At 60.2% G+C, this 17,137-nt stretch carries 18 protein-coding genes; 13 read left to right on the top strand and 5 right to left on the bottom strand.

Translation table 11 applies throughout. The features are described 5' to 3' along the window. The first annotated feature begins 436 nt into the window (after window positions 1–436). Window positions 437–1,477, top strand: coding sequence for an AAA family ATPase (locus AB4Z15_RS01870; protein ID WP_442015790.1), 1,041 nt, complete (start codon window positions 437–439; stop codon window positions 1,475–1,477). A 407-nt stretch (window positions 1,478–1,884) separates the two neighbouring features. Here AB4Z15_RS01870 and AB4Z15_RS01865 read toward each other — a convergent pair whose 3' ends face one another. The 5 genes from AB4Z15_RS01865 to AB4Z15_RS01845 form a co-directional block, all read right to left on the bottom strand. Further along, entirely contained in the window at window positions 1,885–2,706 is an 822-nt protein-coding gene (locus AB4Z15_RS01865; protein ID WP_442015789.1) for a mesaconyl-C4 CoA hydratase, read from the bottom strand. After that, window positions 2,666–4,114 (bottom strand): MmgE/PrpD family protein, encoded by a 1,449-nt coding sequence (locus AB4Z15_RS01860; RefSeq protein WP_442015788.1) that lies wholly within the window; start codon window positions 4,112–4,114, stop codon window positions 2,666–2,668. Before AB4Z15_RS01860 ends, AB4Z15_RS01865 begins: the two co-directional genes overlap by 41 nt. Window positions 4,115–4,122: 8 nt before the next feature. After that, window positions 4,123–5,307: a cytochrome P450 gene (locus tag AB4Z15_RS01855; protein WP_442015787.1), complete on the bottom strand. Its 1,185-nt coding sequence runs from the start codon at window positions 5,305–5,307 to the stop codon at window positions 4,123–4,125. Beyond that, window positions 5,304–5,495: a ferredoxin gene (locus tag AB4Z15_RS01850; RefSeq protein WP_442015786.1), complete on the bottom strand. Its 192-nt coding sequence runs from the start codon at window positions 5,493–5,495 to the stop codon at window positions 5,304–5,306. Before AB4Z15_RS01850 ends, AB4Z15_RS01855 begins: the two co-directional genes overlap by 4 nt. Before the next feature lie 200 nt (window positions 5,496–5,695). Then, a complete protein-coding gene (locus AB4Z15_RS01845; protein WP_442015785.1) occupies window positions 5,696–6,607 on the bottom strand; it encodes a LysR family transcriptional regulator in 912 nt (303 codons plus the stop codon). Between the two features lie 117 nt (window positions 6,608–6,724). Between AB4Z15_RS01845 and AB4Z15_RS01840 the strand changes: the two genes are divergently transcribed. From AB4Z15_RS01840 to AB4Z15_RS01785, 12 genes are all read left to right on the top strand, one after another. Further along, on the top strand, window positions 6,725–7,930 hold the full coding sequence (locus AB4Z15_RS01840) for an FAD-dependent oxidoreductase (RefSeq protein ID WP_442015784.1): 1,206 nt from the start codon (window positions 6,725–6,727) through the stop codon (window positions 7,928–7,930). 54 nt (window positions 7,931–7,984) lie between these two features. Further along, window positions 7,985–9,133, top strand: a complete 1,149-nt coding sequence (locus AB4Z15_RS01835) for a CaiB/BaiF CoA transferase family protein (RefSeq protein ID WP_442015783.1) — start codon at window positions 7,985–7,987, stop codon at window positions 9,131–9,133. Then, on the top strand, window positions 9,130–9,999 hold the full coding sequence (locus tag AB4Z15_RS01830) for an HpcH/HpaI aldolase/citrate lyase family protein (RefSeq protein WP_442015782.1): 870 nt from the start codon (window positions 9,130–9,132) through the stop codon (window positions 9,997–9,999). The genes AB4Z15_RS01835 and AB4Z15_RS01830 overlap by 4 nt, the downstream gene beginning before the upstream one ends. Continuing rightward, window positions 9,996–10,793, top strand: coding sequence for an SDR family oxidoreductase (locus tag AB4Z15_RS01825; protein WP_442015781.1), 798 nt, complete (start codon window positions 9,996–9,998; stop codon window positions 10,791–10,793). Before AB4Z15_RS01830 ends, AB4Z15_RS01825 begins: the two co-directional genes overlap by 4 nt. A 31-nt stretch (window positions 10,794–10,824) precedes the next feature. After that, entirely contained in the window at window positions 10,825–11,541 is a 717-nt protein-coding gene (locus AB4Z15_RS01820) for an alpha/beta fold hydrolase (RefSeq protein WP_442015780.1), read from the top strand. A gap of 60 nt (window positions 11,542–11,601) precedes the next feature. Then, complete coding sequence (locus tag AB4Z15_RS01815) at window positions 11,602–12,516, top strand: dioxygenase family protein (protein ID WP_442015779.1); 915 nt, start codon at window positions 11,602–11,604, stop codon at window positions 12,514–12,516. Further along, a complete protein-coding gene (locus AB4Z15_RS01810; protein WP_442015778.1) occupies window positions 12,513–13,577 on the top strand; it encodes a maleylacetate reductase in 1,065 nt (354 codons plus the stop codon). The genes AB4Z15_RS01815 and AB4Z15_RS01810 overlap by 4 nt, the downstream gene beginning before the upstream one ends. A 119-nt stretch (window positions 13,578–13,696) precedes the next feature. Then, a complete protein-coding gene (locus AB4Z15_RS01805) occupies window positions 13,697–14,932 on the top strand; it encodes an NAD(P)/FAD-dependent oxidoreductase (RefSeq protein ID WP_442015777.1) in 1,236 nt (411 codons plus the stop codon). After that, window positions 14,929–15,087, top strand: a complete 159-nt coding sequence (locus tag AB4Z15_RS01800) for a hypothetical protein (RefSeq protein ID WP_431114909.1) — start codon at window positions 14,929–14,931, stop codon at window positions 15,085–15,087. The genes AB4Z15_RS01805 and AB4Z15_RS01800 overlap by 4 nt, the downstream gene beginning before the upstream one ends. A gap of 20 nt (window positions 15,088–15,107) precedes the next feature. Continuing rightward, the gene (locus tag AB4Z15_RS01795; RefSeq protein WP_442015776.1) at window positions 15,108–16,436 is read left to right on the top strand and encodes an MFS transporter; all 1,329 of its coding nucleotides are present in this window, start codon (window positions 15,108–15,110) and stop codon (window positions 16,434–16,436) included. A gap of 23 nt (window positions 16,437–16,459) precedes the next feature. Further along, window positions 16,460–16,765, top strand: coding sequence for an antibiotic biosynthesis monooxygenase family protein (locus AB4Z15_RS01790; protein WP_442015775.1), 306 nt, complete (start codon window positions 16,460–16,462; stop codon window positions 16,763–16,765). A 180-nt stretch (window positions 16,766–16,945) separates the two neighbouring features. After that, window positions 16,946–17,134, top strand: coding sequence for a hypothetical protein (locus AB4Z15_RS01785; protein ID WP_442015774.1), 189 nt, complete (start codon window positions 16,946–16,948; stop codon window positions 17,132–17,134). Window positions 17,135–17,137 lie beyond the last annotated feature (3 nt).

The raw sequence follows: 17,137 nt of genomic DNA, 5'->3' as shown, positions 1-17,137 counted from the left end.
GGACGGATGCGGTAGTTGCGACTTTGGGGAACGTTCCCAAATCTGCTGAACAAAATTCTAGGGACGTGATGCAGGCCACGTCAATACCCTTTTTTGATGTCACTTTTGAGCGATTCCGTGCCGGTGAGAAGCAGCCCCGTCTCCTGAGGTCCGCGAGGGGAGACTGCCCGGAACCTGGGAACTCATCCGGAATCCCTTGACCTCGACGGTGCAGGGCGCCTAATCTCAATGAATCTTGGGAACGTTCCCTAAAAGTTCGCTTCACGAGGAGAGAGTGGCGAGAGTGATGAAGAAACACAAGCCGAAGTCGCCAGTAAGACTAAGGACGGGAGAGCACTGCCATCTGCGCGGTTGGTGGCGGTCCGAGAGGGATGACTTAGTTGGCACCGCTCGGGCCAACCTCACCCCCGTGGAAATCGAGTACTACAGTTGATGTATGGCTGCCAGCCGCAGTCCGCTTGATGACCTGCGTGAAACCATCGGTCATCTGGCCAATCAGCTCAAGCTGCCCGGTTCGGAGCGAGTCGACGACCTGGTGGGCGATCTCATCGGGGCAAGGCCCGGGCCGGCCCGGCCGCTGTCAGAGGTGCAGGCCGAACTCGACGCGCTCGTTGGGCTGGAGACCGTGAAGGAACAGGTGCGGGGCCTGGTCGCATTGCTCCAGGTCCAGGCCCGTCGTAAGGCGCATGGCCTTCCAGAGGTGGCAACATCCCAGCATCTGGTTTTCCTCGGAAACCCGGGCACAGGCAAGACGACCGTGGCGCGGCTCCTGGCGGAGATGTATCGCGCAGTCGGTCTGCTGCAGAAAGGGCACCTGGTGGAGGTCGACCGTTCGGGTCTGGTGGGGCAGTACGTGGGTGCGACCGCTATCAAGACGGACAGGGTGATCCGGCGTGCGCTGGACGGCGTCCTGTTCATCGACGAGGCCTACGCGCTGGCACCGGAGGACGGCCGGACTGACTTCGGTCCAGAGGCGATCGAGGTCCTGCTCAAGCGGATGGAGGACCACCGCCACCGCCTCGTGGTGATCGTGGCCGGGTACCCGCGGCTGATGGAATCCTTCTTGCTCTCCAACCCTGGACTGCGCTCCCGGTTCGCTCGCGAGATCACGTTCCCCGACTACTCCGTCGACGAACTCCAGACGATCTTCCACCAGATGCTGGCCCAACACGAGTACACGCTGGAGCCGGGCGCGGACCAGATGCTGCGACGCATCCTTACGGGCCTCCACGCGGGCGAGGACTCCGGCAACGCACGGTTCGCCCGGACGCTGTTCGAGCAGGCGCTCAATCGCCAGGCGCTGCGGCTGTCGCTCGACGAGGAACAAAGCCTCGACGCGCTTGATCGTGAGGCCGTCATGACGCTCACTGCGGAGGACATCGCCGAGGCCGCGCTGGCCTTGGGTGAGGAGCCAGAGCCAGAGCCGGAACCGGCGCCGGAACGGGAACAGTCACGCTGGTGGCGCTGGCTCGTCTGATCGGATCCGGGGGGACTCGGGCTCGAGTCTGTGGCACGCTTCCGGAAAGCCTTCAGTCACGGCAGTCGGGCCAGAGTTGGCGGCACGTTTCCTGAATGCCAGAGCCACAAGATTTGGGTCGAGGGTCCGTCTCGGAGGGAGTCCTGCACCCCGTCGTCGGATGTGCGGCTCCGCTCGACACTTTGACCGGTGAGCTTCCCTTGGGGGCTCCGCCAAAGTTAGGGGTGGCTGTTATGCGCTTCATGGCTCCTCCTGCATCCTGCTGGTTCAACCATGCTGCAGCTGGATCAAGAGTTCCCCTGGTTTTGCGCAGCTTCGGCAAAGTTTATGGACAGGAAAAAGGGGCAAGTCATAGGGGAGGGTCAGGGCGTAGCGTTGTAGCAACGCCATCTTGTTCTTCCGGCCTGCTAGATCCCTGACAAACTGCTGACTGCGCAGATTGCTCCTCCAGCGCTGCGCGCCTCGGCGCCGTTGGCCAGGCCATCCGGCCCCGGGACGATCGAGAATGTCTGGGGCTTGGTCATCGGGGAGGCCAGCCGGTAGCTGAAGGTTTTACCCATCAGGTCGATTCCTTCACGACGCATGTGCTCGCCCATCATCAGAGCCAGAAGAGGCCCGTGGATCACCAGTCCGTCGTAGCCCTCATTCAGGCACCAGTCGAGGTCGTAGTGAATCCTGTGCGCGTTATACGTCAGTGCGGAGAATCGGAACAGCAGGCGTTCATCGGCGGCTTGCTCCAGCACAGCGCCCCCGGGTGGGGGCGGCGGTGTTTGCGGGTTGGGCAGTGAGCCGCTACCAGGGGCCCGGTAAACAATGTCCTGTTCTTCGCGGATCACCAGCTCGTCGGCTTGGAAGATCTCGTGGCGCACGGTGGTGAATGTCAGTGGCCCGGTGCGGCCCGCCTTCTCGACTGATCCGGCCACGGCAATGACTTTTGTGGCCGGGGTTCCGATCTTGAGTTGGCCGAAGGTGGAGACGCGACCCCCGGCAAACATCCTGCGCCGCCCGGGCCCAGGTGGGGCGGGAATACCCACAGTGGGATGACCATCCGGCCCCAGTTCGCTCTGCCGGTTGCGCTCCAGAAGGTAGAGCCAGTGCCAGAGCGGGGGGACTGTTGTGCCCTCGTCGAAGGGGACGTCTATGTCCAGTGCGGCCGCAAGGGATTCAACGGGTTCCGCGGCGATGAGTTCAGTGCGTTCGACCCGCTCGGTCAAGGTAGTTGTTGTCATAGTGAGTCTCACTCCAGATGGGTAGAGGGGTTGCGCTGAGGGCGTTGATCAGTTTGTCGAGGGTGGATGCTGAATCCAGGTTCTCCACCGCCTCGATTAGCTGCGCTGCGGCCTCGTTGCCATAGGGGCGCAGAAGGGCCTGTGCTTTGGCGACGACCTCAGCGTGGGTCATGGGGTTCTTTTCGGAGCCTTTGGCATCGGTGGGGTTTCCGGCGAGGAGCGTGATTTTTTCGCCGGACTTCTGGTCAAAATCGAGGCGGGGCCCGTCTTCCAGTTGGATCGAGGAGTCCAACACCATCGAGATCTTGGCGAAGGTCTCTTGGATCCGGGGTTCCGAAATGCGCGGTGGGTCAAATTGCTCCAACCCTACTGAGCGGTTCTCCAGCGCCACGCTGATGGCGTAGGGCAAGCTGAATTGGGCATCAAACACGGTCTCAATGGGGTCAACATTGAGCATGTTGATCGCAGTTTCGCCCGCGGTCACGGTGATGGAGAGTACATCGGAGGGTTGGAGATCGCGTTCGGCGATCAGCTTCAGCACCGCGTCAACCGCTGAGTGGCTGCCTCGGCAACAGGCATAGGGCTTGAGATAGGACGTGGAGACGTTGAAGATCTCACCAAGACCTGCGGTGACCCGTTCCGGGAAGCCCCGGCCGTCCCCATAGGTGGCAAAAATCCCACCCCATGGAGCCTCGAAGAGCCGATGAGGGCCGGTAATGCCAGCTCGGGCCAAAAACGCTGCGTCGATTCCTGACTCGCCGGCTTTGCCTGGGTGCACCCGCTTGGTCCAGGCGCCATCTTCTATGAAGGCCCAGACCCCTCCAGTGAATGAGCCTGCAACGCCGAGTGCATTCGCGAAGGTGGCCGCGTCAAGATGCAGGATTTTTGCGGACGCCGCAGCCGCAGCAAAGGTGCCAAATGTGCCCGTAGAGTGCCAGCCCCGGTCGGTATGCGCGGCAAATCCGCCGATGCCCTGCAAGAGCCGATAACTGACGTCATAGCCCGCACAGGCGGCGACAATCAAGTCCTGGCCGCTTGCGCCGACCAGTTCTGCGGCAGCGATCGCGGCTGGCAAAGTTGCCGAGCCGGCGTGTCCTGGTCCGCCGCCGTCGTCGAAGTCCCGTGCGTGGGCCGAGGTTCCATTGGCAAGAGCCGCGTGGGCCGGGTTCAGCCGTTCCCGGGTGCCCCAGACGAGGCATGGACCACCGTTTGACATGCCGGAGAGGGCATTGCGGACACGGCGGGATTCCTCCGAGGGGATACCGGCCATAGCCACGGCCAGTGTGTCGAGGATGTGGTCTTTCATAGCGGAAACCACATCCCGTGGGAGGTCGTCGTAGGTGGTTCCGGCCCAGTATTCGGAGAGAACTTCTGTGATGGATGGTTCGGAGGGGGATTCAGTTGACATGAATGACCTCAGCTTCTGGGGCCAAGATCGACGGTTAGTTTCTTAATCGTCCACCGCCCGGCGGTCTGGCCTATGGCTGATTCGGATTCGACGACGCTGGCCTGGGGGTAATGGCGCGCGAGGTGTGAGACGACCTCTTCGATTTCCACCTTGGCCAGTCCTTGACCCAGGCAGTTGTGCGGGCCCGTGCTGAATGTGAGTGGCTGGTTTCGCTCGCGGCCCAGGACGAATTCGCTGGGGTTTTCGAACCGTTCAGGGTCTCGGTTGGCTGACCAGACGGCCACGTGCACATCGGCGCCGGCCGGGATGGTGACCCCGCCAACCTCCATGTCCTCAGTCGCAATCTTGCTGATAACGCCGGTCCGGGGATACAGGCGGAGCGCTTCCACCACTGCGCTAGGTATCCACGTAGGGTCGGCAACAATTTGATCCCAGACTTCCCGGTTGAGCAGCAAATTCCAGACGACGAGGCCGATCTGGTGGCCCGTGTTCACGGAACTTGCTTCAAGCATCGAGGTTGCCTCGTCGAACAGTTCCTGTGCGGTGAGCTTTCCCTCGTCTGCGAGTGTCATCAGGTGGGAGAGCATGTCGTCGCCAAGGCCCAGACCACGCTTGCGCTCCATCAGATCGTTGAGGTACAGGAACAGTTCGTCGTAGGCCGCGAGGATGTCGGGTTTCAGACTGGGATCCCTGGCCAGAAGCGCCAATGTCCGTTCTGACAATTCCTGTACCTTGGGTGCGTCGGATTGCGGAGCTCCCGCTAAATGGCAGTAGACCAAGGAGGGGATTCTGCGATCAACCCCGGCATGGAAATCCACCGGCTTCGTTTCCTCGAGGTCGTTGAAGATGCCTGTCACGATGTCCGTGAGGACGTCGCGGGTGTTCTGCACGGTTGCCGGGCCCATGAAACGGGCAAGCGGAGTGCGCAACCGCAGTTGCTGGGCTCCGTCTTGCATGATGATGCTGCGGGCTCGAAATCCGTGGACGGAGCCGTCGTTGATGCCGAACTCTTCCATCAGCCGCAATGCTGAGTTGGCAAACCGTGGATTGCGCAGCACCTCGGTAGAGAGTTGGTAGGACAGAACGGCGTAACCATCGGATCCGACCGCGATTCCTCCATCGGGAAGTGCGCCGCCCGGGTGGTCGGTTGCCTGTGGAGAGAAGAGGTCGAATGCTGGCACTGTGGTTGTCATGACCGCGAGATCGCTCCCATCGGGCAGCAAAGGATGACTTCTTCAAGCTCCCTTTCGCGATCGTCTTCGACGTCGGAAGCCAGCTGTACCAGCGTGCCATCCTTCTCTATTTGGAACACGTCCGGCATTAAGGCTGCGCAGGTGCCGTTGGCATCGCAGCGCTGCAGGTCCACGTTGACTTTAATCATGGGGTTGCCCTTCCTCGGAATTATCGGGCCGGAGCAGCCCGGGTTTCCGGGCAAGGGGTGCGGCGACCATCTCGGTGTTTCAAGGTCTACCTTGCTGCCGGCCGCGACATTTCACAAATACCTAAATTCGGGGATACCCATCTATTCCGCATATACCTGAGATCGGAACCGCATCGGCTCGAGAGCGAAAGGCTATTCGCTTATACGGGGGTTTGATCGCCGGAAAACAGGGCTGCAAACCTCTCAGCTACCGGAGTTACTACGCCTTCCCGTCGCGTGACGATGGCAATTGGCACGTTGGGCCAGCCCCCAACCACAGGAATTTGTGCGACATCCGGGTGGAGGCGGGCCATCTCCAAGCTGGAGAGGGATACTCCGACTCCGGCACCCACCAACTGTGCGGCAGTCATGACGGTCGGTACTTGGATCACCTCTGTCGGGTTTGCCCCCGAAGATGAGAACTTGTCGGCCCAGATTCGCCAGAGGATGCGCACTCCCGGAATTCGGGCGGGCAGGATCCAGGTGGCATCCGTCAGCGTCGCAACGTCCACTGGCGCGGTTTCCGAAAGGCCCCAGGATCTGGGTGCGATGAGCGTCAACGGCAGTTCATCCACAACCCTGATGTCGAAATGCACTCCGTTGATGGGTTGCAGCGGCTCCTCGGCCACTATGGGCATGATTGCCAGGTCAAGGGTGCCATCGGCCAGCCGGTCCAGCTGCACTTTGGGATTGGCGTCTGTCAGGTCCAGGGTCACGTTTCGGTAGATCGAGAGGAACTCCGAGATTTTGGTACTGCCGATCCGCCATAGGCACATCGGTTCGCACCCGAGGTGGAGTTCGCCCGCAAGCCCCTGCCCCATGGCTTTGAGCGTGTCTGAGATTCTTCGCTCTTCAGCCAGAAGCCGGCGTCCGGCATGGTGCAGATACTCGCCCGCGGCGGTCAGTTCGATGCCCCTGGGCTTCCTGTCGAACAGGGTCACTCCGAGCTCTTTTTCGAGCTTCGCCATAGCCATGCTCAAGGGTGGCTGGGATATCCGCAAGGCTTGGGAAGCCTCGGTGATGGAACCGTTCTCCGCCACCGCGATGAAATATCGAACATTCCTGAGATCCATGCATTCAGTATATGGAAACCTCTACTAATTGGTATTTGATGTATGGCCGGATGTGGACGACCGTTGGTTGAGGGCAGCGACGCTCACGTCATTTCGCAGGTTTACAACGGAGGCATCATGGAATACCAGCAGCAGGTAATTGTGGCCGGAGCCGGTCCTACTGGTCTGCTCAATGCGCTGGGCCTGGCACAGCAGGGACTGGACGTTACCGTCGTCGAACGCTCAAAGGAGCCAAGTGACGCCCCGCGGGCGATTCTCTACCACTGGTCCACACTCGATGGGCTCGAACGTCTCGGTCTTTTCGACGACGCTTCACGGGCCGGGTTCCTGAAACAGGATTACGCCCATCACGTCCGGGACACCGGTGAAACCATTAATTACGGTTTGAAGGCGTTGGAGGGTCGCGTAACCCACCCCTACAACCTGCACCTCGGCCAGGGTGCGCTGGCCACGATCATTCTTCGCCACCTTGAGCAATTTCCCAACGTCCGCATCCTCTGGGGCCACCAGATCAGGGGGCTGACCCAGGATGAGGCAGCAGTGACAATCACGGCGGAGCACGAAGGGAATTCGGTCCAATTGCGGGCTCCTTGGCTCATAGGTGCGGACGGTGCGGGCTCTGCCGTCAGGAATGCCTTGAACCTGCCTTTTGAAGGTTTTACATGGCCCGAGCGCTTTGTTGCCGCCAACATCCGTTTCCCCGACGACCGCAAGGGCTGGGCTCAAACGACGTTCTACGTCGACGATGTTCTCGGAGCAATCATCGTGAAGATCGATAATTCCGGGCCCCACGGGCTGTGGCGCTACACCTACATGGAGGATGCCGTTCTACCCGAAGCAGGCGTGGTGGACCGTCTGCCTCGGTTCCTGGAACAGATATTCGGCCCTGAGGTGGCTGCCGGCACCACCCTGGATGCCATTGCGCCTTATCGTATGCACCAGCGAAGTGCTCCAACCTACCGGCTTGGCCGCGTTCTGCTTGCCGGGGACGCGGCCCATGCAACAAACCCGACAGGCGGCTTCGGGCTGACCATGGGGCTGTTCGACTCCTACCTGCTGAACGAGGCATTGGGCGCCGTGATTGCGGGAAATGCCGATGAGTCGGTTCTTGATGCCTACTCCGAACTACGACGCGCCGCTTTCATTGACAAGGCCAGTCCCCGCGCCACCGCAAATAAGCGGTTGATCTTTCACTCGTCGGACCCTGTTCAGAGGGATAAAGACCTGGAGCTGTTCCGGAGGATGGGCAACGATCCAGAACTGGCCGCAGAAGTCCTCTACTTCACCAAGACACTCGAGACGCCCTCGCTTGTTGCCGCATAGGGCGCCTTCGCGTTCGTCAGCAAGCCGGCATTATCTACTTCAGGAGTTAACCTCATGCTTCCTCTGAGCGGCATCACAGTCGTCTCGCTTGAGCAGGCGGTCGCAGCACCGTTTGCTACACGCCAACTCGCCGATTTGGGGGCCAGGATCATCAAGATCGAGCGTCCAGACGTGGGAGACTTCGCCCGCGGGTACGACGAAACCGTCAAAGGCATGGCGAGCCACTTTGTTTGGCTGAACCGGTCCAAGGAGTCAGTCGCCTTGGACCTGAAGAGCCCGGAGGGTCACCATGCCGTGCACGAGTTGGTTCGCAATGCTGACATCTTCGTGCAGAACCTGGCCCCGGGTGCGGCAGAACGTCTCGGGCTCGGCGCCGATGCCCTGCGTGCTGAGCGTCCGGAGCTGATCCACGTCTCAATTTCCGGCTATGGTGCCGACGGCCCGTATTCGTCAAAGAAGGCTTATGACCTCCTGGTGCAGTGTGAAGCCGGTCTGGTGTCTATTACCGGCTCTGAAGAGACCCCATCCAAAGTGGGGATTTCGATTGCGGATATCGCCTCCGGTATGTACGCGTACTCAGGCATCCTGACTGCGCTGCTTCAGCGCGGGCAGACCGGGGAGGGGGCAACCATCGAATTATCGATGCTCGAGGCGCTCGGTGAATGGATGGGATACGCCATGAACTATGCGGTGTACGGCGGAACCGCACCACAGCGGACAGGTTCATCACATGCTGCCATCGCCCCGTACGGTCCTTTCACGTGTGGTGACTCGCAGCAGGTGTTCCTGGGAATCCAGAACGAACGTGAGTGGGCAACCTTTTGTGAGCGGGTCCTTGGCCGTCCGATGGTCGCATTGGATGAACGCTTCGCGCGAAATTCCCTGCGTGTAAAGCACCGAGCGGACCTCACGTTGGTGATACAGGAGGGGCTGTCCCGGTACACGGCGGACGAGGTTGTGGACTTGCTTGAGAAGGCCGGGATAGCGAACGCGCTGCTGCGTGATATGCAGGGCTTCGCTGACCACCCCCAACTGACGGCACGCAACAGATGGCGGGAATATGACTCGCCGGTCGGGCCCTTACGTGCCCTGATTCCTCCAGCCACGTTCGTCGGGCAGGAGCCTGTGATGGGTCGGGTTCCCAACGTGGGAGAAGACACCGAACGCGTTCTGGCAGAGTTCAAAGTGCTGGAAACAACATGAGCAAGGACTCTTTGGCGTTGCTTCAGAGCGCCCGCTCGTTCCTGTTCGTTCCGGGGGACCGGCCTGAGCGGTTCTCAAAAGCTCAAACTTCCGGGGCTGATGTGGTCATCCTCGATTTGGAAGACGCCGTCAGCGCTCGCAATAAGGATTCGGCCTTGCTGGCCGTCACCTCCTGGTTGTCAGGAACAGGTCAAGCCGTGGTTCGGATCGAGCGGGACCAGGAGCTTGCTTCTTTGAGGGGCATCCCTGGACTTATTGGGGTCATGGTGCCCAAGTCCGAAAACCCGGACCACGTGTCCAGAGTCCATCAAACGCTGGGATGCCCTGTCATAGCGCTCATTGAGTCAGCCTCCGGCGTTGTGGCCGCCCACTCACTGGCGAGTGTTCCGGGCGTGGCCCGACTGGCTTTTGGAGAGCTCGATTTCGCGGCGGATATTGCTGCGCAGCCGAACCAGCGCGCAATGTTGCTGGCGCGTTCATCACTGGTCCTTGCCTCCCGTGCGCAAGGCCTTCCAGGTCCCCTGGACGGCGTAACGCCAAAGTTCGACGACGACTCCGCGCTGACGCAGGACCTGCACGCCGCCCTCGAGTTGGGAATGTCGGGAAAACTCCTTATTCATCCCCGTCAGGTCGCCGTAACGCACCACGTCTTCCGTCCCAGCGACCACGAGGTCGCGTGGGCGGAGCGGATTGTGAAATCCATCAGCGACGGGGGAGCCGTGGTCAAGGTTGACAATGCCATGGTGGACGCCCCGGTGCTGCGGCGCGCGCAAGCTATTCTCGCGCGCCTGGCGTCCGATGCACGCGCGCTGGTCAATCACCGGGAAGCAAACGCCGGCGGCAGCCTGGCGGAGGAGGACAAATGACTCACCCTATGAATCATCGCCCTGTTGCCGTCATCACCGGCGGCGGCGGTGGCCTCGGAAATGACATCGCCGATCGCCTGGCGGACGACGGGTTCGACCTCGCGCTCCTTGACGTCTCGTCGTCGGCACTACAGAGCGCAGCAGCCCGACTCTCGGAGAGATCGTCGAAGCTCAAAGTGCTGACATACGCGGGGAACCTGGCCGAGGAATCAGTGGTCGCCGAGACCTTCACCCGTATCGAGGAGGAGTTTGGACGCATCGATGTCCTCGTCAGCGCGGCTGGAGGCAGTGGCACTGCCAAGGTCCGTGAACTCTCGGAACTGAGCGCCGAGGTGTGGCGTGCAGTGATCGAAAGCAACCTCACCAGCACTTTCCTGTGCGCGCAGCAGGCTGTCCCGGTCATGCTGAAGCGCGGCTACGGACGGATCGTAAATTTCTCGTCGCTGGTTGCCGATGGCCTCGATGGGCCGTCAGGAACTGTAGGCGCCCGGCTGGCCTATGCTGCGTCCAAGGGAGGCATCGTAAGTCTCACCAAGCAGCTCGGCAAAGACCTCGGTGGCACCGGGATTACCGTGAACGCTGTGGCTCCTGGACTCATCCTCCCCACCACTGGGCGGGTCCGGGACACCTTCGAGGTGATGGGGGCGGAAGAGAAGGCCGCCACCTCTGCCGCCATCCCCGTTGGCAGACCAGGAACCGGCCGCGAGATTGCCGCGGCCGTGGCATACCTCGCCTCAGCGGCAGCTGCATTCACCTCAGGCACCGTCCTCCACGTCGACGGAGCAGCATCTTGACCACCAACCCCACTTGCAACGGAGACTTCAGATGAAACACCCCCCGCTGATCATGCTTCCGGCCCTGGGTGCCGACTCCCGGCTATGGCAGCCGGTGATTGACGAACTCGGGGCAGAGTTCGAATGCTCGGTGGTTCGTGGTGAGGGGCAGACGATCCAGGCCATGGCGGACCATGTGCTCTCAGCAGCCCCCAACGAATTTGTCCTGGTTGGAATTTCGATGGGAGGGTATGTCGCCCTTGAGATAGCGCTAAGGAAGACCGGAAGAGTCAAGGCTTTGGCGTTGTTCAACACCTCGGCCATCGCCGCGCCGGAGGATCGTAGGAAGAACTCCCAAGGCCTTATCTCGCTCGTGAATTCCGGAGGATTTCTGGAAGCGATCACGCGCACGGCCCCGGCCGTATCGCGGGGGATCCCCGAGGTTCAGCGGGTTGTGGAGGCGATGACCGAAGAACTGGGCGAGCAGGTTTTCGTCGATCAGCAGCTCGCCGTGATGCATCGGTCCGACCGACGCGCGGAACTGGCCGCCATGGACTGTCCCACCCTGGTGGTGGGCGCTGCCGAAGACATCATTACGCCGCCGGCTTTGAGCGAGGATCTCGCTGGACGACTCCCTGATGCGCGCTTTGTCCTTATCCACGAGAGCGGGCATTTCGTTCCACTGGAGCAACCACAGGCGGCCGCAACCGCGCTGCAGGCTTTTCTTCGGAACCACGCGGAAGGTTCGCCGCAGGTGGTCGGCAGGTGAGCATCACTTCCCTCCTTCCATCCTGAACTGGAGCACCACACCATTGAAAGGAAGTCCTCCATGAGCAAAGACCTAGGTCCGGAATCGCTCACTGAGGCTGTCATCGACAGTTTCAAAGACACTGCTGACCCGCGCCTTAAGGCCATTCTGGAAAGCCTGACCCGCAACCTTCACAACTTCGTTCGTCAGGTGAGTCCCAGCATTTCCGAATGGGAAGCGGCAATCAACTTCCTTACCGCTACAGGCCGGAAGTGCGATGACGTGCGCCAGGAGTTCATCCTGCTTTCGGACGTACTGGGAGTTTCCATGCTGGTGGAGACGATCAACGATCAGGAAACCCCGGATGCTACGGATTCGACCGTCCTCGGGCCTTTCCATATGGTCGAATCACCCGAACGGCATCTGGGCGACAACATTTCTTCCGAAAGCGATGGTGACGTGTGCGTTGTCAGGGGGAGGGTCCTCTCGGTCACCGGACTGCCTATCCCCAATGCCCGGATCGACGTGTGGCAGGCCAACACCACCGGCTTCTATGACGTCCAGCAGCCGGGCATTCAAAGCGTCGGCAACGGCAGGGGACTCTTCCGTACCGACGAAAACGGTGCGTTCCATTTCCGCAGCGTTGTACCGAGCTTCTATCCGATTCCAACCGATGGTCCGGTTGGAGGTCTGTTGAAGGCCAGTGGAAGACACCCCTACCGTCCAGCCCATATCCACTTCATTGTCACCGCGGCGGGTTTCAAGGAGCTGACGACCCACATCTTCATTGGGGGAAGCGAATACATCGACTCGGATGCGGTCTTCGCTGTCAAGGAAAGCCTCATCAAATCCTTCACCCCCAACGAGGACCCTGCGGCGGCCGCGGAGTTTGGGGTGGATTCTCCGTTCATCGAGGGAGTCATCGACATTCTGCTGCACCCGGAGAGCCAATCTCCCAGCTCACGTTTCCAAGTATCCGAGGAGGTAGTCCGGTGAAGGAATTCCGTTATGAAGCCCTGCCGATGCGGGTAACTTTCGGCGCGGGGTCGCTCAAGACTCTCCCCGAGGAGGTCCGTGCGTTGGGCCTGCGGCGTGTACTGGTCCTGTCCACTCCGTTTCAGGAAGATCTGGCCAGGAACGTATCCAGGCAATTGGGTGAGTTGAGCGCCGGGGTGCACGCCGAAGCCGAGATGCACGTCCCGATTGAATCAGCCCACAGGGCACGTGATGCAGCAAGGGCAGCGGATGCCGATGGTTATGTAGCAGTAGGGGGTGGATCCACCACGGGACTTGGGAAGGCAATAGCTTTGGAGTTTGGCGCCCCCATCATCGCCGTGCCCACCACCTACGCCGGATCGGAAATGACGCCGATCTGGGGGCTGACAGCCGACGGCGAAAAGAAGACCGGCCGTGACCCGCGGGTGTTGCCTACAAGCGTCATTTATGACCCGGAACTTACGCTGACCCTTCCGGTGGGCATGTCCGTCACCAGCGGTTTCAATGCGATAGCCCATGCGGTGGAAGCGCTCTATGCCCCTGACGGATCTCCTGTCATCTCGCTCATGGCAGAGGAAGGAGCCCGTGCAATGCTCAACGCCTTGCCGAAAATCGTCAAGGATCCAGCCCATGCGCAGGCCAGGTCAGATGCGCTGTACGGGGCATGGCTTTGTGGTGCCACTCTGGGAGCGACCACGATGTCGCTGCACCACAAGCTCTGCCACATCCTCGGCGGGACCTTCAACTTGCCCCACGCTGAAACCCATACGGTAGTGCTGCCCTATGCGCTGAACTTCAATGCCGGGCATGCTCCCGATGCCATCGCTGCTTTGCAGCGGGCCACTGGGGCACAGAATCCTGCCCGCCACATACGTGAACTCGCTGTGAACCTGGGCGGTCCGCGTTCTCTGCGTGAACTCGGCTTCACCGACGAAGACATCGACACGGCCGTCGAACTGGCAACCCACAATCAATATGCCAACCCGCGTCCATTGACAGCAACAGGCCTCCGGGGCCTCCTCACCGCCGCGCTTAACGGTGACGCCCTGACATCTCCCTAGGCATACATCAAATAGATGCCTAGCGGAATTAATTGGTATTTGTGCAATACCAACTGCGGTCACAGAGTAGAGGAAAGCAGTGATTCACCTCACGCAAACTCACAACAGAAAGACAGGCCATGGTCCAAACCACTACCGACATTGTGATTGTTGGGGGATCGACGGCGGCACTTAGGGCGGCTGAGACCGTCAGCCGCCGGGCACCGGGCTTGAAGGTCACGGTGGTCAGTGCCGAGCAGCATCTGCCCTATGAATTGCCCCCCTTGTCGAAGATCCCCTTGAAGGAATCCGTTGACATTGAAGCGTTGATCTACCCCTCTGCGCGCGCTCTGCAGGAGAGCGGCGTGGAGTTCCGACTCGGAGACACGGCCACGGCCCTTGACCCGCAACGTCAGGTGGTGACCACAGGCAGTGGCGACATCAAATACCGGGCAGCAATCATCACCACAGGATGTCAACCGATCATGCCTCCAATATTCGATGGGGAACGGGACGTGTTCGTCTTGCGGCGCTTTGAAGACTCCGTAGGACTCCGCGAAGCCCTCAACGATCGCCGTCGCTCCGTGGCCATCGTGGGTGCAGGATTCATTGGTGGAGAATTCGCCTCGACCTTGATCGGGGACGGCCGCAAGGTATCCCTGATCGATCTCTCCGAACACCCGCTTATCCGCTTCGGTGAAGAAGTTTCCAGGGTTTACGAGGACCTGCATCGAGGCAAGGGAGTGGAAACATTCTTTGGATTGGGCGCAACGGGCACCATCGAACGGAACGGCCGTCGATTCCTGAAGCTTAGTGATGGCCGTGAAGTTGCCGCTGATGTGATTGTGGTGGGAGTCGGGGTGCGGCCCGCCGTTTCCTGGTTGGCTTATTCGGGTATCGAACTGGAAAACGGCATTCTTGCAGACGAATATCTGCAGAGTACCCGGGGCGTCTTCGCCGCAGGTGACGCCGTCCGGTGGCCCAATAAACGATTCGATGCAGCCATGCGCATTGAGCACTGGACCACCGCAGCCGAACAAGGGCGAGCAGCCGGACTGAACGCGGTGAACTATCTTGAGGGATCACCACTGGTGCCCTGCGCTACTGTTCCCTTCTTCTGGTCCGACCAACATGGTCAAAGGGTGCAGTGGGCCGGACATCAGTCCGGAGGGGAACAAGTGTATTCCAGCCAGAATGACAACGGATCACTTTTCCTCTTCCGTCAGGGAGGTTTCCTCGCCGGGGCCTTGGCCTTCGAACGGCGCCAGGAGTTCGTGCAATTGCGCGCAAAACTACGCCAGCCTCTCGCCTGGGAAGTAGCCATGGGCATGGTCCCGGGGCTCGAGCCCATGAGCAGCGCGGTCCTGGTGCCATGACTGTTAATCGGCGCCGCTATGTCTCATGCCCGTGCGGCATCCTCCTGGATGGGGTGGACGATGAGGAGCTGGTCATCGCGGTGCGTGCCCACTTGAACGAATCTCATCCAGGACTGGACTACACACGGGACCAGATCCTTCTCATGGCTTATTGACATCAAACAAAGGAGTTTCAATGTCTGTTAAAACACCTGGCCGAATGAAATCGGTACTCTTTTCAAGTTTCATGGGAACAGCCATCGAATTTTACGACTTTCTGCTCTATGGACTGGCTGCCAGCCTGGTTTTCGCTCCGCTCTACTTCGCCAATCTCTCACCCGCTTTGGGCATCGTGGCATCATTCGCGACCCTGGCAGTGGGGTACCTGGCGAGACCACTGGGTGGTCTGATCTTCGGCCACTTCGGTGATCGGATCGGACGAAAACAGATGCTCGTCCTGACCATGCTCCTGATGGGCGGTGCAAGCTTCTGCATCGGTCTCCTCCCAACCCAGGCAGCAATCGGCCAGCTGGCGCCCCTGCTGTTGATTGTGCTCCGCGTGATTCAGGGCATCGCTGTCGGAGGCGAATGGGGTGGGGCTGCCCTTATGGCCATGGAACACTCGACGCCGGAGCGGCGGGGCTTCTCCGCCAGCTTCGCCAACATGGGTGGCCCTGCCGGCGCAGCCTTGGCAACGGTGGTCTTCAGCCTCTGCAGCATGATGCCTGAGGAACTGTTCATGACCTGGGGATGGCGGTTGCCGTTCCTGTTCAGTGCAGTCCTCGTTGGCGTCGGACTCTTCGTGCGCCTCAAGGTCGCTGAATCGCCAGTCTTCCTGGCAGCGCAGCGCAAGGAAGCTGCGTCGCAACACCGCCGGGTGCATCCGCTCCTGGAGGTAGTCCGGAAGTATCCGGGCGCCGTCGTGATCGCTTGCCTGGGTACGATCATGGCCTTTGCCATGCAGTCACTTCTCGCCACCTTTGCCATGCCGTATGCCGTTGCCGCCGGGCACAACCGCTCGGAAGTCCTCTGGATCAGCCTCGCAACGCAGCTAATCCATGTGTTCACGATCCCTATGTTCGCAGCCTTGTCAGACAGGGTAGGGCGACGCAAAGTGATGATGACCGGCGTAATCGGCATGATTTTGCTCATCCATCCCATCTGGTTGATGATCGCTGCAGACAACGTTGTGCTGATGTTCGTGGCTTTCCTGATTGGAAATCCACTGCTCCAGGCCATGGTGTACGGACCCACAGCGGCCTACATCTCCGAGATGTTCGGCGCCGAATCCCGCTATACAGGTGCATCCTTGGCGTATCAGGTGTCCGCGACATTGGGTGGCGGACTCGTTCCCCTTGCGGCAACCGCGTTGTTGGCAGCCCGTGGTGGAAACGACCCCGTCTACGTGTCGGGCCTGGTCATTGCCATCGGCATTTTCAGCCTGTTGGCCTTGTTGCTACCCGGCCGCCGTCAGAACAATGATCATGCTCAGGCGGCCACCGAGGCGTCGATTTCCGTGCAGTAATCGGGACAAACGAGAGGATCAAAATGATCTACGAACATGCCGATCTCCGGATCAATCCTGACACCGAGGAGAAATTTGTCAGGGACTTCAGTGCCGTCAGGAAATTACTGGTCGAGGCGGAAGGGTGTCATTCAGTTGAGTTGCTGGTCAGCGTGGACAGCCCCAATACATATCTTTTGCGGGTAGGTTGGGAGAATATTGAAGACCACACCGTAAGATTTCCAGGCACCTCGGAAGCAAACGAGCTACGCCGGGTCCTGATGGAACACTGCGTCACTCCGCCACAGGTTCTCCATTTCAGTGGACAGGACGTTTTGATCTCACTGTGAGGCAGGTGTCTTCAGCTCAAATCCAAGCGTGTATGCATCGTTTTGCAGCTCTTTTCTGGCATATTCTCAACGTATGGCCCATCAATGAATATTGTATTTGTGCTCAAGGCGGATGAAGCACAGGCTGGACTTAGTCCCGCATTGTTGCGAGGCAATCACCACACTCAATGAGGAGTACAAATGGGTACCATCGGCATTTATCTTGGAACAATACTGAGCTTGCATTCCGTGTCACCCTCCAACCCGGGCCCCTCGTCCTGGAACGTGGGCCACCACGGGCCCTCGGGGCGCATAGTGGCCCATCCATGGGCAGGCTGGTTCATCGAGGACAGTGCCGACGCAGAACCAGAAACCGACATCGTCGCGTAACGC

The sequence above is a fragment of the Paenarthrobacter sp. 2TAF44 genome, from assembly GCF_052114885.1.
Lineage (GTDB): Bacteria > Actinomycetota > Actinomycetes > Actinomycetales > Micrococcaceae > Arthrobacter.
The sequence above is the reverse complement of the archived record's forward strand: the minus strand, read 5'-3'. Positions and strand labels throughout refer to the sequence as shown.